Annotated in this window: 20 protein-coding genes; 5 read left to right on the top strand and 15 right to left on the bottom strand. The window is 72.1% G+C overall.

Annotated elements, in window-relative coordinates; translation table 11 throughout:
- Positions 1 to 73: 73 nt before the first annotated feature.
- The 6 genes from pabB to rfbB form a co-directional block, all read right to left on the bottom strand.
- The gene (gene pabB, locus AB0F58_RS02225; RefSeq protein ID WP_357136672.1) at positions 74 to 2158 is read right to left on the bottom strand and encodes an aminodeoxychorismate synthase component I; all 2085 of its coding nucleotides are present in this window, start codon (positions 2156 to 2158) and stop codon (positions 74 to 76) included.
- Complete coding sequence (locus tag AB0F58_RS02220) at positions 2139 to 3539, bottom strand: class I adenylate-forming enzyme family protein (RefSeq protein WP_357136669.1); 1401 nt, start codon at positions 3537 to 3539, stop codon at positions 2139 to 2141. Before AB0F58_RS02220 ends, pabB begins: the two co-directional genes overlap by 20 nt.
- Positions 3539 to 3793, bottom strand: a complete 255-nt coding sequence (locus AB0F58_RS02215) for a hypothetical protein (RefSeq protein ID WP_357136668.1) — start codon at positions 3791 to 3793, stop codon at positions 3539 to 3541. The genes AB0F58_RS02220 and AB0F58_RS02215 overlap by 1 nt, the downstream gene beginning before the upstream one ends.
- Positions 3794 to 3820: 27 nt before the next feature.
- Positions 3821 to 4597, bottom strand: coding sequence for a hypothetical protein (locus AB0F58_RS02210; RefSeq protein ID WP_357136666.1), 777 nt, complete (start codon positions 4595 to 4597; stop codon positions 3821 to 3823).
- 46 nt (positions 4598 to 4643) lie between these two features.
- Positions 4644 to 5804, bottom strand: coding sequence for a beta-ketoacyl-[acyl-carrier-protein] synthase family protein (locus AB0F58_RS02205; RefSeq protein WP_357136663.1), 1161 nt, complete (start codon positions 5802 to 5804; stop codon positions 4644 to 4646).
- A gap of 179 nt (positions 5805 to 5983) precedes the next feature.
- Positions 5984 to 6985: a dTDP-glucose 4,6-dehydratase gene (rfbB, locus tag AB0F58_RS02200; RefSeq protein ID WP_357136661.1), complete on the bottom strand. Its 1002-nt coding sequence runs from the start codon at positions 6983 to 6985 to the stop codon at positions 5984 to 5986.
- An 84-nt stretch (positions 6986 to 7069) separates the two neighbouring features.
- On the opposite strand from rfbB, the gene rfbA reads away from it, so the two are divergent.
- Complete coding sequence (rfbA, locus tag AB0F58_RS02195; protein WP_357136658.1) at positions 7070 to 7948, top strand: glucose-1-phosphate thymidylyltransferase RfbA; 879 nt, start codon at positions 7070 to 7072, stop codon at positions 7946 to 7948.
- Between the two features lie 41 nt (positions 7949 to 7989).
- On the opposite strand, the gene AB0F58_RS02190 is transcribed toward rfbA, so the two are convergent.
- The 3 genes from AB0F58_RS02190 to AB0F58_RS02180 all read right to left on the bottom strand — a co-directional run bounded on the left by AB0F58_RS02190 (position 7990) and on the right by AB0F58_RS02180 (position 10805).
- Entirely contained in the window at positions 7990 to 9099 is a 1110-nt protein-coding gene (locus tag AB0F58_RS02190; protein WP_357136656.1) for an XdhC/CoxI family protein, read from the bottom strand.
- Positions 9092 to 9706, bottom strand: a complete 615-nt coding sequence (locus tag AB0F58_RS02185; RefSeq protein ID WP_357136653.1) for an NTP transferase domain-containing protein — start codon at positions 9704 to 9706, stop codon at positions 9092 to 9094. The genes AB0F58_RS02190 and AB0F58_RS02185 overlap by 8 nt, the downstream gene beginning before the upstream one ends.
- An 85-nt stretch (positions 9707 to 9791) precedes the next feature.
- Positions 9792 to 10805, bottom strand: coding sequence for a glycosyltransferase (locus AB0F58_RS02180; RefSeq protein WP_357136652.1), 1014 nt, complete (start codon positions 10803 to 10805; stop codon positions 9792 to 9794).
- 406 nt (positions 10806 to 11211) lie between these two features.
- On the opposite strand from AB0F58_RS02180, the gene AB0F58_RS02175 reads away from it, so the two are divergent.
- Positions 11212 to 12531: a hypothetical protein gene (locus tag AB0F58_RS02175; RefSeq protein WP_357136650.1), complete on the top strand. Its 1320-nt coding sequence runs from the start codon at positions 11212 to 11214 to the stop codon at positions 12529 to 12531.
- Positions 12532 to 12624: 93 nt separating this feature from the next.
- On the opposite strand, the gene AB0F58_RS02170 is transcribed toward AB0F58_RS02175, so the two are convergent.
- A complete protein-coding gene (locus AB0F58_RS02170) occupies positions 12625 to 13272 on the bottom strand; it encodes a formylglycine-generating enzyme family protein (RefSeq protein ID WP_357136648.1) in 648 nt (215 codons plus the stop codon).
- A 175-nt stretch (positions 13273 to 13447) separates the two neighbouring features.
- On the opposite strand from AB0F58_RS02170, the gene AB0F58_RS02165 reads away from it, so the two are divergent.
- From AB0F58_RS02165 to AB0F58_RS02155, 3 genes are read left to right on the top strand one after another with little or no spacing between them, the layout of a single operon-like run.
- Complete coding sequence (locus AB0F58_RS02165) at positions 13448 to 14371, top strand: NAD(P)-dependent oxidoreductase (protein WP_357136645.1); 924 nt, start codon at positions 13448 to 13450, stop codon at positions 14369 to 14371.
- Positions 14368 to 14844, top strand: a complete 477-nt coding sequence (locus tag AB0F58_RS02160) for a nuclear transport factor 2 family protein (RefSeq protein ID WP_357136644.1) — start codon at positions 14368 to 14370, stop codon at positions 14842 to 14844. The genes AB0F58_RS02165 and AB0F58_RS02160 overlap by 4 nt, the downstream gene beginning before the upstream one ends.
- Positions 14841 to 15671, top strand: coding sequence for an SDR family oxidoreductase (locus tag AB0F58_RS02155; RefSeq protein WP_357136642.1), 831 nt, complete (start codon positions 14841 to 14843; stop codon positions 15669 to 15671). The genes AB0F58_RS02160 and AB0F58_RS02155 overlap by 4 nt, the downstream gene beginning before the upstream one ends.
- Positions 15672 to 15816: 145 nt before the next feature.
- Here AB0F58_RS02155 and AB0F58_RS02150 read toward each other — a convergent pair whose 3' ends face one another.
- Genes AB0F58_RS02150 through AB0F58_RS02130 form a run of 5 tightly spaced genes read right to left on the bottom strand, consistent with a single transcriptional unit; the run spans position 15817 to position 19933 of the window.
- Positions 15817 to 16335 carry a nuclear transport factor 2 family protein gene (locus tag AB0F58_RS02150; RefSeq protein ID WP_357136639.1) on the bottom strand — a complete coding sequence of 173 codons (519 nt, stop codon included), beginning with the start codon at positions 16333 to 16335 and terminating at the stop codon, positions 15817 to 15819.
- A gap of 52 nt (positions 16336 to 16387) precedes the next feature.
- Positions 16388 to 17284 carry an LLM class F420-dependent oxidoreductase gene (locus AB0F58_RS02145; RefSeq protein WP_357136638.1) on the bottom strand — a complete coding sequence of 299 codons (897 nt, stop codon included), beginning with the start codon at positions 17282 to 17284 and terminating at the stop codon, positions 16388 to 16390.
- Positions 17281 to 18417, bottom strand: coding sequence for a TIGR03617 family F420-dependent LLM class oxidoreductase (locus tag AB0F58_RS02140; protein ID WP_357136636.1), 1137 nt, complete (start codon positions 18415 to 18417; stop codon positions 17281 to 17283). Before AB0F58_RS02140 ends, AB0F58_RS02145 begins: the two co-directional genes overlap by 4 nt.
- On the bottom strand, positions 18414 to 19289 hold the full coding sequence (locus AB0F58_RS02135; protein WP_357136635.1) for an SDR family oxidoreductase: 876 nt from the start codon (positions 19287 to 19289) through the stop codon (positions 18414 to 18416). Before AB0F58_RS02135 ends, AB0F58_RS02140 begins: the two co-directional genes overlap by 4 nt.
- Positions 19286 to 19933, bottom strand: a complete 648-nt coding sequence (locus AB0F58_RS02130) for a PaaI family thioesterase (RefSeq protein WP_357136632.1) — start codon at positions 19931 to 19933, stop codon at positions 19286 to 19288. The genes AB0F58_RS02135 and AB0F58_RS02130 overlap by 4 nt, the downstream gene beginning before the upstream one ends.
- Between the last annotated feature and the right edge of the window lie 183 nt (positions 19934 to 20116).

Below are 20116 nucleotides of genomic sequence, written 5' to 3'. Positions count from 1 at the left end.
GGCCGTGCGTGCAACTGGACGACGGGCCGCCCCGACCGTCCCCGCTGATCCGGACACGCTCCCTTGGCCCGGGTCATCGGTCGTCGCCCCGGGTCGCCGGGTCGCCCTCGCCCGTGGGGAACTCCGTGCCGAAGAGGCGGAGCAGGGGGGTCGCCTTCACCACGATCTCCTCGAACTCGGCGTCCGCGTCGGAGAGCGTGGTGATGGCTCCTCCGGTTCCGAAGGAGACCTCGTTCGCGGTCATGACGATCGTCCTGATCACGACGCTGAGATCCGCGGCTCCGGTCAGCGAGAAGTAGCCCAGGGCACCGGAGTAGATGCCGCGCGGCCCGCCTTCGAGCCGGTCGATGATCTGCATCGTGCGGATCTTCGGCGCGCCGGTCATGGAACCGGGCGGGAAGGCCGCGCGTACGCAGTGCACCGCGGTGCAGTCCGGCCGCAGTTGCGCGTGCACCGTACTCACCAACTGGTGCACCGTCGTGTAGCTCTCGACCTCGAAGAGGGGGTCGACCCGCACGGAGTGGGCCTCGGCGCACTGACTCAGATCGTGCCGGACCAGGTCCACGATCATCAGGTTCTCCGCGCGGTCCTTGGGGTCGTTCGCCAGTTCCACGCGTAACCGCTCGTCCTCGGGCGCGAACGGCGACCGTCGCCGGGTGCCCTTGATCGGTTTGGACTCCACCGCCCCGTCGGCGCCGATGCGCAGGAACCGCTCGGGCGAGGAACTGAGCACCGAAACCGGGCCGAACCGGAGCAGGGCGCCGAAGGGTACCGGATTCTGGCGGCGCAGGAGCCGGTAGGCCGTCCCGGCGTCGAAGGTGCCGGTGCCGTGCACCATGTTGGTCAGGCAGATCTCGTACGACTCGCCCGCGTCGATCTCCTTCTGGCAGGAACCGATCAACTCCAGGTAGTGCCCCCTGTCGTGCCGCAGTCGCCCCTCGTCGAGCGTGCCGGGCGATCCCGGCGGGACGGCCGCGTCCGCGCCGTCGTCTGGCGCCGACGCGGCCAGGTCCTCCAGGCTGCGCTGCGTCCGGTCGAACCACTCCGTCGCCGGGGCCGTGTCGCCGTCGCCCACCAGGGCCAGCAGGTACGTCTCGTGCCGTTCGTGGTCGAACGCGACGGCCCGGTCAGCGAAGATCATTTCCGCGTCGGGGTGGGGCGAGCGGTGTGCCGGCTCCCCGCCGCACTCCGCCTTCAGCTCGTACCCGAGGTAGCCCACCCACCCCAGCGCGAAGTCGAACGGGAGGTCGAGCGCCTCGATCCGATGGGCGTGCAGGTCGTGATCGAGCCAGTCCAGGAACGGTCCCGCCACGACCTCCCGTCCGGCGGCGGAGGTGACGACGACGCGCTGGCGGTCGACCCGGGCCTCGGCCACCCGGGCCAACGGGCCGTCGGCGTCTCCCATGAAGGAGAACCGCGCCCGCTGCTGGCCCACCCGGCTGCTGTCGAGCCAGAAGGCGTGCCGGGCGTCGGCGTGCAGCGTGGCGAACGCCCGCTCGGCCGGCACCTCGAACGCGAGCTTCCGTACCACCACGCGCCGGGCGGGGCGCTGCCGCGGGATCCCGGCCGCGCGTAGCCGGCTCGCCTCGTGGGTGAGCCGCATGAAGTTGCGCAGGATGCGCGGCCCGTGGGCGGTGCCGATCGACTCGGGATGGAACTGCACTCCCCACAGCGGACGGCTCCGGTGCCGCACCCCCATGAGCACGTCGTTCTCCGTCCAGGCGATGGCCTCCAGTTCGTCGGGCAGGTCAGCCACCGTCAGCGAGTGGTAGCGGACCGCGGCGAACGGCGAGGGCACGCCGGTGAACAGGACGTCCCCGGAGTGCGTCACCAGGGACTCCCGGCCGTGGAAGATCCTGGGTGCCGGAACGACCCGGGCCCCGTAGAGGTGACATATCCCCTGGTGGCCGAGGCACACGCCCAGCACGGGGATCCGCGCCCGGCGGATGACGTCCGCGCAGATGCCGAAGTCCTCGGCGTCCGACGGGTTGCCCGGACCCGGCGAGATGACGACGTTGTCGAAGTCGTCGAGCATCGACAGCTCCCAGCCCGGCTCGTCGTTCTTGACGACGGTCGGGGCGACTCCGCTCATCGCGCCCACGTAGTGGGCGATGTTGTGCGTGAAGGAGTCGTAGTTGTCAATGATTATCGTACGCATCGGTGTCCTCTCGCCGTCGAAGGATCTCCCGATCGCGGATCACCTTTCCGTTCGCGTTGCGCGGCACCGCCGGGGAAAGCCGGAAGAGCTTGGGAACCTTGTAGTCGGAGAGGCGGGACCGGCACCAGTTCGCCAGGTCGGCCGCGGTCAGCGCGACGTCGCCGCCGACGTACGCTTCGATGACGTCACCGAAGACCACCACCGCTTCCCCTACCTGCGGGTGGAGCAGGAGCGTCTGCTCGACTTCGATCAGGTCGACCTTCAGGCCGCCGATCGCCACCATCGAGTCGGCTCGACCCCGGTACGTCAGAAGCCCGGTCGCCGGATCCCGGTCACACCGGTCGAACGTCCGAAGCCACCCGTCCTGGAACCGGTCGGCACGGTCGGACCAGAGGTACGGCGTGCGTGCCATCCGTACCCGCAGTTCCCCGGCCACGACGTCCACCTCCGTTCCGGTGGTCGGCCGGCCCAGCACCGGTGGTTCCGCGCCCGAGACCAGGTCCGCGGCGATGATCCCGGTCTCGGTCGTGCCGTACACCGGACTGATCGGCAGCCCGTACCGCTGGCGGAACTGGGTCCAGACCCGTAGGGGCAGAAGTTCACCGGCGGAGACCGCCAAGCGCAGCGACGGGACGGCACCCGGTGCGGAGCGCGCCAGGAGAGCGAAGTGCACCGGCACGCCGAAGATCGCGCTCGACTCGGTGGCCCGCGCGGTCTCCACCATCGTCTCGGCCCGCATGCGGGCCGGGAACACCATCTGCGCCCCGGAGTTCAGCCCGTGCAGCACTCCGCCGACCAGGCCCATGCTGTGGATGACGGAGTTCAGCAGCAGGACGCGCTCCCCGGCTACCGGCATGCCCTCCAGCGCCGCGTACCGGTCGAGTTCCGCGAGCAACGCGGTGGGACTCCGGCCGATCACCTTCGGTTGCCCGGTGGAACCGGAACTCGCCTGGACGAGACAGACGTCCGGTGCCGCCGGACGCCCGGTGGCGCGGCGCTCCGTGGTGAACGGCACGTCCTCCGCGAGGTACCTGGCCATGGGCGACGAGGGCGGTGCGGTGAGCACGAACTCGGGTTCGCAGATACCCAGCAACCGGTCGACTTCGAAGGCCGTCGACCGGGCCTCGACGAGCATGACCTGGGCCCCGCGGCTCCAGGCGGCGAGCAGGGCGTACAGGAGGGTGAGGCTGGGCGGCATGCGTAAGGCGACCGAGGAACCCCGACCGACTCCCTCGGCGGCCAGCGTCGCAGCCAGCGACCGGACCTGTTCCCGTAACTCCCCGTAGGTGACGGCGCGGTCGGCCAGCACCCACACGTCGTCGTCGGGCCATCGTCGGAGAAGTCTCTCCCCCCACCAGGAGGGCGCGCCGCCGGCAGCCATCAGCTCTCCCGGGAGACGCGATCGGGGAACGTCGTGGCCAGGTACCCGTGGAACTCCCGGACCGACATGGACGAGGGGAAATCCGCCTGTTCGGGCGCGATCTCGATGTCATGGCGCTCTTCGAGCAGGTGCAGAATCCAGACCAGGGTGAAGGAGTCGATCACGACCGGGCTGTCGAGATCGATCGTCGCGGGCCCGTCGCTCATGCTCAGGCATTCGGTCATGATGCTCCTGGCGTCCTCAACAGTGATCATCTGGTTGCCTCCGCTGGTAGGTCCGGGTCACCGGGAAAGCTCGTAGACGTAGGTGCCGTGCCGCCTGGCGCCGGCGTCGGCGCACAGCCCCATGAACCTGCCGAGCCAGCCGAACGCCGACGCCGGGTCGTCGCTGCGGGCGGGGGTCGGCCCGGGGTGGGCCTCCGCGAGCGTGAGCCGGGCGGCTGCCGGATCGTTCTCGAACCGGCGCAGCAGCAGGGCGGCAGCGGCATCTCCGGCGGGTAGCCGCGCCTCCCGGCCGGCTGCCGCGGCCGACTCGTGCACCCGGCGCACGCGCTCGTTCGGCTCGGTTTCGACGCCGATGACGAGAACCTGCTGCAGCTCCGGGTCGTCGAGCAGCGCGTCGGCGACCCTCAGCGCCTCCCCGGCGGGGTCGGCGACGGCCGAGACGCAGGTGAGCGGTCCACGGATCCCGTAGTGCCGGGTGAGGTGGCTGAGGATGGAGGTAGTGACCGACTGGAAGAACAGCAGTGCACCCGGCTGTTTGCCCGCGACCGTCCGTCGGGTCGCCGCGTCCGTGGTGACCGCGTCACCGAACACGGTGGCGAGCACGACGGCGGTGCCAGCGCCGTGTCGTCCCACGTGGTTGCCGGAGGATTCAGCGGGTCCCAGACAGTCGGCTGCCACCGCGTGCACCAGCGGACCGAACCGCGAGATCGCGAACCCGGTGACCGGGGGAAGCTCCCGCGGAGCCGCTCCCGGCAGACCGGACGCCTCGTCTCCCCAGGGGGTCAGACAGGCGGCATCGACGATGGCGCGGTGGGACACGAGCGCTGACGGCATGGGATTCCTCTGTGGCTGCTGCCTTCACGGATAGGCGGTGGCACCCTCAACGGGACTCCGGAGCACCCAGTACGAGGGCCGCGTTGGCGCCGCCGAACGCGGCGTTGAGCGACAGCGCCCGGGAGACCGGCGAGGGCCTGGCGGTGTGCGGGATGCAGTCGACGGGGCATTCGGGGTCTGCTTCGAGGAAGCCCGCCGTCGGTGGGAGCAGTCCTTCCCCGAGTGCCAGAAGCGTGATGACGGCCTCGACGGCTCCGGTCGCCTCCAGCATGTGGCCGGTGGTGCTCTTGGTGGAACTCACCGGGACCGCGCCGGCCCGGTCGCCGAACACGTGGCGCAGCGCCGACGACTCGGCGGGGTCGTTGCGTGCCGTGCCCGTGCCGTGGGCGTTGACGTAACCGATCTCCTCGGCGGCGACGCCGGCACGCCGCAGGGCGGTCCGGGCGGCGGTCGCGAGGCCGCGGCCCTGCGGGTGTGGCTGCACCGGGTGGTGGGCGTCCGCGGCCAGGCCCCACCCGAGAACGCTGCCGTACGAGACGGCGTCGCGCTGCCGTGCGTGCCGCGCGGACTCCAGCACGAGTACCGCGGCGCCGTCGCCCTGCAACAGTCCCTTCCTGCCCAGGGAGAAGGGACGCATCTGCGCCTCGGTGGTCAGGGCCTGGCCCGAGTCGAAGATCGCGAACACGTCCTCGTTGACCACGTACGCGCCCCCGCAGACCACGGTCTGCGCCCGTCCCGTACTGACGAGCTGTGCTCCGTGGGCGATCGCGTTCGTCGCCGCCACACACGCGTTGACGAACGCCAACCGTGGCCGCCCGAGACCGAACTCCTCGCCGATGACCTCTGCCAGCAACCCGGGCGAACCGTGCACCACAGCGGCTGCCTCGGGCTGGCGCCCCGTGGCGTGAGCCGCCCAGAAGTCGATGTTCGCCGCGTGGTCCCCGTCGGTGCCCAGGAGGACGGGCGCATGGGCTCCGTTCTGGCCCGCGACGCGGAGCGCCTCCTCGACGCACGCGCGCAGCACGGTCAACTGGGACAACGCCCCGCCCCGGTACTCGGCGGCATACTGCGCCCGGTACCGGGACGTGTCGAACCGGGTGACCTTCGCGAAGGCCGGCTCTGCGGAGAAGACCCCTGCTCTGAGTGCCTCCGCACCGAACCCGAACGCCGTGAACACGCCGTAGCCCGTGACGACGACCTCGTCCACGCTGCGACCTCCAGGTAGTAGGTCCTTGGCACCCTCAGCAGTGCGGTCCCCGGCTTCACCTCCATGTTTGATCTACTGTAGATGTCCTCCTCGGCCCAGCGCCATAGTCGATCGTCAATGAAAAGCGGCCCGTGGCGGCATCGGGGGACGCCGCCCGGCAGCGGTGACCGGTGGTCGGCTCATGGCGTGGCGCCCGCTTTCAGCGGCTCCCACCAGGACCGGTTGTCCCGGTACCACTGCACGGTCTGCGTCAGGCCGCGCTCCAGGTCGATGCGGGGCGCGTACCCGAGTTCACTGCTGGCCTTGCTGGTGTCCAACGAGTAGCGGCGGTCGTGGCCCTTGCGGTCCTCGACCCGCACCACCCGGTCCGGTCCGACGGCGCAGGCCTCCAGTAGCCGGACGGTGAGCTCCCAGTTGGTCAACTCGGTACCGCCGCCGAGGTGGTAGACCTCGCCGGCGCGGCCCTTCTCCTGGACCAGCGCGATCCCGACGCAGTGGTCGTGCACGTGCAGCCAGTCCCGGACGTTGCCGCCGTCGCCGTAGAGGGGCACCGTGCCGCCGTCGAGCAGGTTGGTGACGAAGAGCGGGATGATCTTCTCGGGGAACTGGTAGGCCCCGTAGTTGTTCGAGCAGCGGGTGACCACGACGTCCAGGCCGTGAGTGCGGTGGTAGGCCAGGGCCAGCAGGTCGGAGCCGGCCTTGGACGCCGAGTAGGGCGAGCTCGGCGACAGGGGCGTGTCCTCTGTCCAGGAGCCCTCGTCGATGGAGCCGTACACCTCGTCGGTGGAGACGTGGACGAATCGGCGCGCCCCGTGGCGCAGCGCCGCGTCGAGGAGGGTCTGACTGCCGACGACATTGGTGGTGACGAATGGCTGTGCATCGTGGACGGAACGGTCAACGTGGGTCTCCGCAGCGAAGTGCACGATCACGTCGTGGCGAGCCACGACCTCGTTGACGAGGTCGGTGTCGCAGATGTCGCCCCGGACGACCCGGAGCCGTGGGTCGTGACGCACCGCTGCCAGATTCTGCAGGTTCCCCGAGTAGGTGAGCTTGTCCAGCACGGTGACCGCGACCGGTCCGACCGAGGGGTCGTCCGGATGAGTGCTGCCCGGCACCGACAACAGCATGCGCACGTACTCGGAACCGACGAATCCGGCTCCCCCGGTGACGAGGATCCTCATGGGTCCATGAGTCTACGCAGGGCATACGTGGTTCGGATATTGATGACGCTACCCGGTCTGGGTGGCCGCCGCTAGCCTCTCCCCATGCGCGGAATCCTGCTCGCCGGCGGCACCGGGACTCGATTGTGGCCGGTCACCCGTGCGATCTCCAAGCAACTCATGCCGGTCTTCGACAAGCCGATGGTGTACTACCCGCTCTGCACCCTCGTGATGGCCGGGGTGCGGGAGATACTGATCATCACCACCCCGGAGGACCAGGATCAGTTCCGCCGTCTGCTGGGTGACGGGGCCCAGTTCGGGCTGCGCCTCGACTACGCGGTGCAGCCCCGCCCGGAGGGAATCGCGCAGGCCTTCCTCATCGGCGCCGACTTCATCGGTGCGGAGTCGGTCGCGCTGATCCTCGGCGACAACATCTTCCACGGCGTCGGCCTCGGCCAGCAGCTCTCCCGCCCCGGCAGGCTGGCCGGCGCCCGGATCCTGGCCCAGGAGGTGACCGATCCCGCAGCGTACGGCGTGGTGGAACTCGACGGGACAGGCAACGTGCTGTCCATCGAGGAGAAGCCCATCCGTCCCCGGTCCCGGTACGCCGTGCCCGGCCTCTACTTCTACGACAACCGCGTGGTGGACATCGCCCGCACGGTGCGGCCGAGCGCGCGGAGGGAGCTGGAGATCACCGCGATCAACGACCACTACCGGAGGTCGGGTGAGCTCTTCGTGACCGTGCTGGACCGGGGCACCGTCTGGCTGGACGCCGGCACCTTCACCTCCCTCATGCAGGCCGCCGAGTTCGTCAGAGTGATCGAGGAACGGGACGGCGTGAAGATCGGCTGCATCGAGGAGGTGGCATGGCGGTGCGGCCTGATCAGCGATGGGCAACTGCGGCGGCTGGCCGAACCGTTGACCAGGAGTGGATACGGTGAGTACCTGCTCGGCCTGCTGGCCGATCGGCGCGTGGAGCGGTAGGACGATCCCGGCGGCCCGGTTCCGGTCGGTCCGGACCGGCCTCAGCGGTGGAGGGAACCCGTCGTCCCGGACAGGCGCGCCCCACCGCCACCCCACCGCACGGCCACGATCTCGGCGGCGATGCTCACCGCCGTCTCCTCCGCAGTACGGGCGCCGAGGTCGAGCCCGATGGGTGAGGAGAGCCGGGCGAGTGCCGCCTCGGGTACCCCGGCGTGCCGGAGCCGGCCCAGCCGCTCGTCATGGGTGCGGCGGGAGCCCATCGCACCCACGTACGCCAGGGGCAGGTCGAGGGCGACCTGGAGGGCGGGCACGTCGAACTTCGGGTCGTGGGTGAGCACGCAGACCACCGTGCGACCGTCGACGCGGCCCGCGGCGGCCTCGGCGGCGAGATACCGGTGCGGCCAGTCGACGACCACCTCGTCGGCCGCCGGGAAACGGCGGGCGGTGGCGAAGACCGGGCGGGCGTCGCAGACCGTCACCCGGTAGCCGAGGAACCCGCCGATGTGCGCCACCGCCGCCGCGACGTCGGTCGCCCCGAAGACGATCATCCGAGCGGCCGGGGCGTACGCGCGGACCAGCACCGCCACACCGCTGCCCCGGCGCTGTCCGGCCACCCCGTAGTGCAGCAGGCCGGTCCGTCCGGCGGCGAGCATCGCGCGGCCGTCCTCGTCGGCCGCGTCGTCGAGGCGGGCGCTGCCGAGCGAGCCACGCCGCCCGTCGGTGGCCAGCACCATCCGTTGGCCGAGCTGCTCCGGCGGACCCTGGACGCAGGTCAGCGCAGCGACGGGCCGGCCGGCGGCGAGGTCGGCCGCGATCGCCCCGAGGTCGGGAAAGCCCGCCCGGTCGACCCGCTCGACGTACAGCTCCATGGTCCCGCCGCAGGTCAGCCCGACATCCGACGCATCGTCGTCGCTCACCCCGTAGCGCACCAGGGTCGGCTGCCCGGACGCCATGACCTCCTGGCACAACTCGTAGACGGCCGCCTCGACGCACCCGCCGGACACGCTTCCGACCACCGTGCCGTTCGGGCCGACCAGCATGGTCGCGCCCGGCTGCTGCGGGGCGCTGCGCCAGGTGGCGGTCACGGTCGCCATGCCTACCGCGACGTCGGCACGCCACCAGGACAGCAGGTCGTCGAGGACGTCACGCACCGGAGACCCCCTCCGGCACGTCCTGATCCGCGTCGTCGGCCACGTCCCCGCACGGCACGACACGTACCCGGTCGGCGTGCGCCCGCAGGTAGGGTCGTGCCCCGACGTCCCCGATCGCTGCCGCGGCGACCCCGGCCCAGTGGTCACGGCCGAGCAGCACGGGATGTCCGCGCCGGTCACCCACCGGGCCGTCGGGATACCCAGCCATCACCAGGTCGGCCGGGACCGCGTCGGCGGCGACCCGGCGGATCGCGGCGGCGGTGAGGCGGAGCTGGTCGACCAGGATGACGACGACCGCCACGACACCGTCCGAGTCGACCGTGGACCGGGTGCCGCCGGCCAGCGCGGCGAGGCCCGCCCGTAGCGACGATCCCATGCCGGTGGCCCAGTCGTCGTTGTCCACGACACGAGCGCCATCGAGGTGGGCGGCGGCTCTCACCTCGGCGGCCGCCGCACCCAGCACCACCACCGTGGGCGTGCAACCGGCATCCCGCAGGATGCGGAGACCGCGGTCGACGAGCAGACCTCCGCCGTGCCGGACGAGTGCCTTCGGACATCCGTAGCGGCGGCCCGCACCAGCGGCGAGGAGCAGCCCGGCGACGGTCATGCCGGGCATGGTAGTGCTTCCGCCAGTCGATCGCCGGCTACCGGACTCCCCTGTGGAGCCCCCGACCGCTGCCCGTCGGGTGCGGTCAGGCGGTGGCCCGGAAGCGGGGGGACCACCACTGTCCCGGCTCGTCGGCGTGGCGTTCGGCGTGGAACTCCTCGAACCGTCCGGCGGCCAGGAGCCGCACGCGGCGCAGGTGCTCGTGGGGGAGCCGGGTCAGCACGTGGGGGTCGACGCGGCGGAGGAAGCCGTCGACCAGGTCGACGGCGGCGGCGAGGTCGTGGGGCGAGTTGAACCGTGCGGCGAGCATGGCGATCCGGACGTCGCCGAGGAGCATGTCCCGGGCGTAGCCGGCGGAGAGGCTCGGGGCCAGTTCCTCGATGATCTTTCCGGTCTCCACCATCATCCGCATGCGGGCGAGGACGTTGTCGGGTTCGTACGGACGCTGGGTGATCGAGGGTTCGCCGGTTTCCCGGATCCGCCAGTAGTAGACCGTGCGGGCGACCACGTCCACGCTGGCGGCGGTGATGTGGGCCCGGATGGTCAGCGGTGCGTCCTCGTACTGGCGCAGGGTGAAGGTGAGGGCCTGGGCGTCCCAGAAGGAGCGGCGGAAGACCTTGTTCCAGACCATGCGGTCGGCGATCAGCATCTCGTCGCGGGTGATGTGGGTCCTCTTCCGGTCGGTGGCGAAGACGTCGCCGTATCCGCCGTAGGAGTGCGTCCCGCCCGAGTGGAGCCGGCGGACGTCGCCGGTGGCGAGGTCGGATCCGGTGTCGTCGAGCGATTCGACCAGCGTCCGGTAGGCCGATCCGGCGACGACGTCGTCGGCGTCGGCGAAGGCGAGGTACTGGCCGCGGGCCACCGCCGTGCCGGCGTTGCGTGCCTCGCTGATGCCCCGGTTCTCCTGACTGATCAGGCTGAAGCGGCGGTCCTGCCGGACGCGGGACGCGGCGATCCGGGGGCTTCGGTCGGTGGAGCCGTCGTCGACCAGGATGAACTCGGTGGCCGGCAGGTCCTGGGCCGCCAACGAGTCGAGCAGGCCGGGAAGGTAGGACTCCACGTTGTAGATCGGCACGACGACGCTCAGTTTGACGGTCATGTTTCCTCACTGCGGCTCTGGAGGCGACGTGGGCGTCCGCGACGGCGGGTGTGGTGGGTGGGCGTGGTCGTCCGGGCGGCTGGTTCTTCCGGGCGGCCGTCAGCGGGTCGGTGCAGCGTCTGATCGAGCATCCCGGGTCCTCTCGATTTCACCTGTTCCCCGACGGGGCACCGTCGACGACATAGGCATCGACAATCTTCACTTCCCGTCCGGCGCAGCGTAGGACGGCGCGACCGCGTCCGGCAACGGCGCCCAGCCCCGCGGTGTCGGCGACCACGGGCCGGCGGCCGGTCGCCGACGCCGGGCCCGCGACCGGGCGGTGGTCGCCTTGTTACGGTCGGTCCCGGCGCGTACGGTCTCACCGCCGGCCCCACCTCGTCCTGCTCCGCGACGCAAAGGAGGCACCGTGGTGGAACTGCGAGCGTCCGTCGGTGTGCGCGGTGACCGCACCGCCTCCCGGCAGTTGCCGTTGACCTGGGCGCAGGCGAACATGTGGGAGAGCATCCAGGCGCTGGGCAGCGGCACCCGGCGGCTGAACCTGGTCGCGTTCAAGCTCCTGCCGGCCGGAACCCTGACCGTCGAGCGGGCGGTCGCGCGGCTCGGCACCTTCGTGTCGGGTTTCGACATCGCCCGTACGACCTTCGACGCGCACGGCCCGTCCCAGGTGCTCTGGCCGGACATCGAGCTCGGGCTGCGACTCGTGGAGGCCGGCGAAGACCCGTCGGTGGCCCTCGACGCCCTGTCCGCCACGGTGACGGCCGAGCCGTTCGCGCTCGACGAACCGCCGATCCGACTCGGGCTCGTGGTGGACGACGGGCAGGTGCGTGGCTTCGCCGCCGGTGTCTCCCACCTCGCCTTCGACGGCAGGAGCATCCGTCCCCTCCGCCGGCTCGTCGACGCCGCGCTGAGCGGTACCGACACCGCTGCCACCCTCCAGACCGGGGAACTGGTCCGGCTGGAGACCTCGCCGGACATGCGCGCGTGGAGCACCGCGACCCTGGACCGGTGGCTGGCGGCGCTCGCGTCGCTGCCGGTGGGAGGCGGACTGCGGCGTACCGCCCCGGGCGCGTTCACCGAGAGTGTTCTCCGGTCGCGGGCCCTGGCCGTCGCCGCCCGGACCGTGGCCGTGCGGGCCAGCGTCAGCAGCACCAGCGTCCTCCTCGCGGCCCTGACGACGATCCTGCGCGAGGCCGTCGCGGAGCCCCCGTCGGCGCTGCTGCTGGTCAGCGACAACCGTCACCACCGTCAGCTCGCCGACTTCGCGGGGATCGCGGCGGGCAACGCGTTGTACCGGATACCGCACCGGGCCCCAGGGAGCGACTTCGACACCTACGTCAGGCACGCGCACCTGTCGGCGGCCCGTGGTTACGCCAGGGCGCGCTACGACAGCCACCGGTGGCGCGAGCTGTTGTTCGGGCTGACCTCCCGGGGCTCCGCCCCGGATCTGTCGTACTACTTCAACGACGCCCGCGCCGACCCCACCGCCTGGGACGGGTTGGAGGACCACCTCGACGAACTGCGGGACCTCGACCGGACCGGGGGAGAGGTGGTCACGCGTGGTCACCGTGACATGAACGACGCCACCATGTTCGTCTCGGTCGAGGAGGCAGGATCATCCGCTCAGCTCGCCGCGACGAGCGACGACGCGGTGATTCCACCGGAGCTGGCACGCGCGGTACTGCACGGGGTCGAGCGGTTCCTGGTCCGGGCGGCCCTGGCCGCGTAGGGCGCTTCCACCCGACGACCTGTCCTGTTCGGCCATTGCCTCGTCGGTCCTCGTTCTCGGGAAACCCCCACCACACCGCAGCGGCGACCGGTGTCAGCGCCGGCCGGAACGCGCAACACGGAACCCCACGTCGTCGACGCGGAAGGTCGGATGACTGCGGCGCCGCACGGAGGCCCGGCAACTCCAGTGCTCGTCGAACCAACCGCCGCCACGAAGCACGCGATAGGTGCCGTAGACCTCGGCGTCGTAGACGTCCCAGCACCAGTCCCACACGTTGCCGAGCATGTCGTACAGGCCCCACGGGTTCGGTCGCCTGCCGCCCACCTCGTGAATCCGTTCCCGCGAGTTGCCGCGGTACCAGGCGATCTCGTCGAGCGGCCCGTAGCGCGGGCCCGTCGTGCCGGCGCGGCACGCGTACTCCCACTCGGCTTCGGTCGGCAGCCGGTACCCATCGGCGGAGAGCCGCCACTCGATGTCGTCACCCCCGAGGAGCCGGTAGGCCGGCGTCAGCCCTTCGCGGTGCGACAACGCGTTGCAGAACCGGACCGCGTCCCACCACGACACCCCCTCGACCGGAAGCCGAGCTCCGTGCGCCGCACTCGGCCGCTCGCCGGTGACCAGGGCGTACTGCGCCTGGGTGACCGGGAAGGCCCCGAGTTCGTACGGCTCGAGCGCGACGGACCACCGGCGCTGCGTCCGCCGATCCGAGAGCGTCACCTGCCCCGGCCCGACAGCGATCATCGAAATCCCCGGATTCAGGTCCACGAGGAGCCGATCTTACCCGTAGCCGTCCCGATGGCCGGAAACTGCTGCTCAGGCGATAACCAACCTATCGCTTGATTGGTAAGCTCCGAGGTCACGGTGGCTCCCGGACCCGCCCGAGGAGAGTCGCCTCCCTAGGCAAGGAGACCTCACGATGAAGGTGCTCGTGGTCGGTGGAACCGGCATGATCGGGGCGCACGCCGCCCGCTACCTGCGGGACCGCGGAGACGACGTCACCGTCGCCGCCCGGGGGGCGGTCGATGCGGACTCGCCCGTCGCCGACCTGCCCTTCCTCCGCGGGGACTACACCCGCCAGGAGATCACCCGGGAGGACCTGGCTCCCTTCGACGCGGTCGTCTTCGCCGCCGGGCAGGACGTGCGTCATCTGCCCCGGGACGCGGACGAGACGCAGTTCTGGAAGGAGACCCAGAGCGTCGGGGTGCCGGCCTTCGCCGCGCTCGCCAAGAGCGCGGGCGTCTCCCGCTTCGTCCAGGTCGGCAGCTACTACCACCACCTGCGACCCGCCCTGGCCGACGCCAACGCCTACGTCGCCGCCCGCCGCGCCGCCGACGAGGGAGCCCGCGCGCTGGCTGACGCCTCCTTCACGGTCTGCACCCTCAACCCGCCCTCGATCATCGGGGCCATCCCCGGCATCACGGCCAAGCGTTACCGCCGCATGGTGTCCTGGGCAGCCGGCAACGAGCCGCAGATCCCCGACCACGCGCCGGCCGGCGGCACGAACTACCTGTCGGTCCGGTCCCTGTCCGAGGCGATCGGCGGCGCGCTCGACCGCGGTACGGCGGGCACGGCATACCTCGTCGGTGACGTCAACCTCACGTTCGCGCAGTTCTTCCAACTGCTCGTCGACGCGGCCGGAGGCAACCGCACCATCGCCGAGCTCGACGAGCCGCACCCCTTCATGCCCGACTCGATGATCGTCCAGGGTCGTGGGAACGTCCTCGCCTACGAACCGGATCCGGCCGAGACCGCACTGCTCGGCTACACCCGCGGTGACTGCGAGCGTGCCGTCGCCGAGCTGGTCGAGGTCGTGCGCACCTCGACCGCCCGCGCGGCGTGACCAGCCTCGACGCAGCCGACCTCAGCGCGCTGCGGGTACTCTCCGCGACGTATGCCGCGGCCGTCGACGACCGTGACGCAGCCGCGGTCGGCGCGCTCTTCGTCCCGGACGGCGTCCTCGTCGTCCCCGAGCCGCCGGCTCACCTCGACTCCCGCGTGTCCCACGTCGGCCGTGCCGCTGTCGTGGCCGCGCTCGGGACCCTCGCCGGCACCCTGGCGACGACCCACGTCGTAGCCGGGGCGCGCTACCTGCCGGCGTCGACCGGGGCCCGTGGTCGGGTCCGCGGCATCGCCCACCACCTGCTGCCGGGTCGAGAAGGGCCCTCGGACGTCGTCTGGTTCCTGCACTACGACGACGAGTACGCGCGCACCGACGAAGGATGGGCCTTCACGCGACGTGCGGTCACCATCGACTGGATCGAACGCCACCGCGTCTCCGTCACCGGGACCGACGGGGAAGGAACCGGCGGGTGAGCGCCCCCCGCAGGCTCGCGGACCAGATCGCGGTGGTCACCGGCGGCGCCCTCGGGATCGGCGGCGGCATCTCCCGCCGTCTCGCCGCCGCGGGCGCGCAGGTCGTCCTGGTCGACATCGACGGGGCGGCCGCCGCCGACACCGCCGCCGACATCCGTGGCGCCGGCGGCGAGGTCGAGGTCGTCCTGGCCGACGTGCGCACCGCTGACGGTGTCGCCACCGCGGTCGCTGCCGCGTCGGCCCTCGACTCGGGGCGGGTCGACGTGCTCGTCAACAACGTCGGCGACTTCCGTCCGGCCGCCAGGACCTTCCTGCACTCGACCCCGCAGCAGTGGCAGGCGCTCTACGAGATCAACCTGTGGCACGTGCTCGCGATGACCCATGCGCTGCTGCCCGGCATGGTCGAGCGGGGCCGTGGTGCCATCGTCAACAACTCGACCGTCGAGGCCTTCCGGGGTATCCCGGCGTGTGCCCCGTACTCCGCCTACAACGCCGGGGTCAGCGCCTTCACCAGGAGCCTCGCCGTCGAGGTCGCCGGTTACGGGGTGCGGGTCAACGCGATCGCGCCCGACCTCGCCGACACGCCCCAGACGCCGGCCGCGGCGATGCTGCGCGGACGTGACCCGGAGCTCGTCCGCACGTGGATCCCGGTCGGGCGCTTCGGCGCGCCCGACGACTACGCCGCCGTGGTCGAGTTCCTCGCCGGTGACGACGCCCGCTTCGTCACCGGGCACACGATCCCGGTGGACGGGGGGACCCTGGCCGCCTCGGGCTGGTACGCGCGGGCCGACCGCAAGGGCTGGTCGAACCTGCCCAACGAGGCCTGACCGTGGGCGCCGGGACCCGGGCCGGGCTCCCGGCGCCCCGGGCCGGGCTCCGTCGCGGCGCTCGAAGAACTCGGCTGCCGCCGCGAGCTGGTCGAGGCACCCGGAGTCGGCCAGGACCGGAGCGCTGAGGCCGATGCCGACGGGCTCAGGCCTCGGACCCGACGGCGCGGGCGAGGAGGTCGCGGCCCTCGTCGGTGCCGTCGAGCTGGCGGTTCCAGCGGTGGGTCACCTTCCAGCCGTCGTCGGTGCGGGTGAACTCCCACCGGTTTGCGCCGGTGCGCCAGATCCGGTAGCCGTTCTCGTCGGGAGCGTTGAGCACGAGCTGCGAGTAGTTCGTCACCACGGCCCGGTCGCCGTCGACGACGATGTGCGGCAGGCCCATCAGGTGGGCGGCACCGGCCTGGATCAGGGCCTGGTGCCGCGCACCGGTCACCATGCCGCGCAGCGCGTCCCGGCCGTGCAGGACGACCGGGTAGGTGTCGTACACGCCCTCCTCGGTCCACATCTGGGCGGTGGCCTCGGCTGAGCCGCTGTCCACGGCGGGGCCGTAGCCGGCGACGACGTGCCACAGGGCGAGCTGGTCCTCGGCGACGGCGAGGCGCCGTTCGGCCCGGGCGAGGCGCGCTTCGAGCAGGGTGAGCCGGTCGGGCTCCGAGTCGGTCATGGTGGGTGCCTTTCGATCGGGCTTCTCGCGGGCCGATCCGGCCGGTGGCCGGTCAGGTCGTGGAGGCGTTCGTCTCGAAGCGTTCCGGGGTCAGCTCGCGCAGCGCGGCCATCTGTTCGACGTGATGGGTCGCCGAGGTGGCCACCAGGCTCGCGTTGACCGCGGTCGCCCCGACGGCATCGGCGGTGCGCAGGTGCTCGCGGGCGCCGTCCGGGTCCCCGAGCGGGTCGAGCGGCGGGATCTGGAGCACGAGGTCGAACGCGTCCGGGCGCTCCACGGAGGTCCACAGGCGGGTCAGCTCCTGCGGCCCGAGGCCGAACGGCGCCCACCCGGTGCCGTGCGCGACGGCGCGGCGCAGCGAGCGGCGGGTGCGCCCACCGAACCACAGCGGCACCGCTGTGCGCGGCGCGTGCGGTTCGACGACGAAGTCGGTGAACGTGAAGCGGGGCCCCTCGTGGTGCGGCACGGCCCTGCCCCATGCGGCGCGCAGGGCCACGATCGCCTCGTCCGCGACCGCACCGCGCTCGGCGAACTCGGCGCCGAGCAGGTCGAACTCCTCCTCGAGGCTGCCCACCCCGACGCCGAGGATGACGCGACCGCCGCTGAGCAGGTCGAGGGTGCCGTAGGTCTTGGCGAGGGACAGCGGGTGGTGGTAGCCGATGACGAGGACGTTCGTCGCGAGCCGGACGCGGCGCGTCGCCGAGGCGAGGAACGACAGCGTGGCCACGGGGTCGAAGTACGTCGCGCCCCGCTCGACGGCGATCGGGGTGGGCACGGCGACGTGCTCGCTGCACGTCAGGTGGTGGTAGCCCAGGTCGTCGGCGGCACGGGCGATGGCCAGCAACGTGCCGCCGACGTCGGGGCCGGTCAGGACGTCCCGTTCCCAGCCGGCCGCGGTGCGCGGATGCTGGACGACGACCGGGGTGAGCAGCCCGACGCGTGCGGTCATGATTCGCTCTCCGATCCGGCGCCGCGGGGCGTCGCGCTGGTGGTCCTATCGGTCGCGGGCGGTTCGCCGGCCGCGGCACCGGTGGGGATGAGCCGGAGGCGGGCGAGCAGCGCGCCGAAGTCCTCGTCGTCGTCCGGGTCGAGCGGCAGCCCGAGGCCGAGCCCGTCGGCGAGCCCGCCGTAGGCCTGCTCGAGCACGTCCGGGAGTTCGGCATAGGTGCCGTGCGGGATGAGCGTGGCCATAGTCTCGTCGTCGAGGGTGTCGGCGAGTCCCGCCCAGCGCCCGGAGGCGGCCATCTCGGCGAGCCGTTCGCCGACCCGGCCCAGGCCGAGCCGGTCCAGGGTCGTGCGGTAGGCCGGAGTGGAGAAGAGGAACGCCAGCTCCTGACGGGCGGCGTCGCGGCTCGCGGCGAGCGCGGCCGGCGTCCGACCGGTGATCGACTTGGACACCACGACGACCCGTGGGATGCCGGCGCGTCCGGCCCGCTCGGCCCCGGCGCGGAGTCCGGGGAGCACGACCGTGCGCAGGTGGCTCGGGTGCGAGTTCGTCGCGTGGGTGACGAAGCCGTCGGCGAGTTCGCCGGCCACCTCACAGACGCGCCGGTTGACCCCGCCGGTGTAGAGCGCCGGGGCCGCGGTCGACAGCGGGCCGGGGTTGAAGTAGGGCTGGAGCCGGGTGAAGCGGTAGTGGCTGCCCTCGTGCTGGAGAGGCCCGCCCGTGGTGAACGCGGCGAAGATCGCCCGGATCGCGGCGAGGTAGTCGCGCAGCTGTGCGGCTGGTCGGTCCCACGGCACCGAGAAACGGCCGACGATGTTGCCGCGTACCTGGGTGGCCAGACCGAGCTGGAAGCGCCCCTCGGAGAACCGCGCGAGGTCCCACGCGGCGTACGCGGTCACCATGGGGCTGCGGGGGAAGGCCAGCGTCATGCTGGTGCGCACGGTGATCCGGCTGCTGTGCTCGGCGGCGAGCAGGGCGACCGCCAACGAGTCGTGCGTCGTCTCGGGGACGTGCACGGTGTCGAAGCCGAGCCGTTCGATGCGCGCCACGACCGCGGGCACCTCGCGCAGCGCCGTCGTCGTCGGCAGCGTCGTGGTCAGCTCCATCCGGGTGGCGGGCACCTGCGGGGCCGTCATGTGATGCGGCCGGCCAGGGCGGCGTCGACGACCTCGTCGCCACTGACGATCCGGGCGAGTTTCTCCAGCCGGGGCGCGCGGCGCAGGTGTGCCCCGCCCTCGACCGGCAGGTACGCGCCGGTGATCCACGAGGACTCGGGACCGCACAGGAAGCGGACCGCGCCGGCGACGTCCTCGGCGCGCCCGACCCGCGACAGGGGCTTCTCGGCGACGGTCGCGGCGGCCAGCTCGGGGTCGGCCAGCAGCAGGCCCGGGTTCTCCCCGTCGGTGGCCACGATGCCGGGCCGCACGACGTTGACCCGCACCCCGAGGTGGCCCAGCTCATCGGCGGCGACCCGCACGAGCGCCTCGAGCGCGGCCTTGCTCACCGAGTACGACGGCATGAACGGGAAGGAGTGCCCGCCCGCGCTCGAGGAGGTGCACACGATCGAGCCCCCACCCTGCGCGGCTAGGGCCTGTCCGCCGTGCCGGATCGCGTGCAGCGCCGTCGTGACGTTGCGCCGGAAGTCGTGCTCGAGGGTCTCGGCGTCGAGGGCGAGCACGGGACGGAAGGTGCCGCCGCCGACCGTCGTGACGACGGCTGCCAACGGGGTCCCGTCGGCGACGCGTACGGCGGCGGCCACGTCCTGCTCGACGGTGGAGTCGCCGACGCTGATCCGCACCGGCAGCGCCCCGGGAGCGGCTGCGGCGATCGTCGCGGCCGCCGCCCGCAGCGTCGCCTCGGTACGCCCCATGATCGTCACGGCGGCCCCGTCGGTGGCGAGTGCGGCGGCGATGGCGCGGCCGAAGCCACCGCCCCCGCCGATGACGAGTGCACCGCGGCCGGCGAGCGGACCGGGTGCGGCGGTGGCCGGTTCGGGACCCGTGCTCATGCCTGCTCCCTCGAGAGCCGTCGGAACCTGTCCCGCGTCGACGGGTCGTCCATCAGCACGAAGGTGCCGGTGGCCGTGACGCACGTCAGGCCACCGACGCGCAGCTCGCCGGAGCTGCGCACCTTGCGCCCGTCGCGCCCGTCGTGCCGGGCCAGGATCGTGATCGTCGAGCCGATCGGGATGGCCGCGCGGAAGGAGACGTCGAGCCCGACGGTCACCGCGGCAAACCCGGCGCGGGCGTTGGCGATGCCGAGGGCGTGGTCCATGAGCATGGCCGAGGTGCCGCCGTGCACGTGCCCCGGCGGCCCCTGGAAGGCCAGCCTCAGGGTGACCTCGCCGCGAAGCGAGCCGTCCGGTTCGACCCAGAGACTCACCGGCGGCGACAGCGGGTTCTCGGTGCCGCCGGCGGGGTCGAATCGGCCCGGACCGGGCTGGCGCCACATCGTCGCGATCCGCTCGGAGAGGGCCGGGGCGTGGGCGTCGATCCGGGCGGTGAGCACGTCGAGGTCGGCCACGATCCGGTCGGCGTCGGCGTCGACGGCTCCGCCCGCGCGGGTGATCGCGTCGACGAGCCGGCGGGTGGCGGAGGCGACGGCATCGATGCCGGCGTCGCGGGGCTGTGCCGTGGCGAGGATGGCTTCCACCGTGCGGACTCCTTTGACCGGACCGGGCAACCAAGCGCTTGCTTGATCGAACTTTAGCGACCCGGGGGCGTGCTGGCAACGGCTGCGCCCGGAGTCGTTCCCCGGGTGGTCGCGGCGTCGTTCCCCGGGTGGTTGCGGCGTCGTTCCCGGTCGGTTGCGGCGTCGTTCCCCGGTGGGCCGCGG

The organism is Micromonospora sp. NPDC023956 (assembly GCF_040639195.1).
GTDB lineage: Bacteria > Actinomycetota > Actinomycetes > Mycobacteriales > Micromonosporaceae > Micromonospora.
The sequence above is the reverse complement of the archived record's forward strand: the minus strand, read 5'-3'. Positions and strand labels throughout refer to the sequence as shown.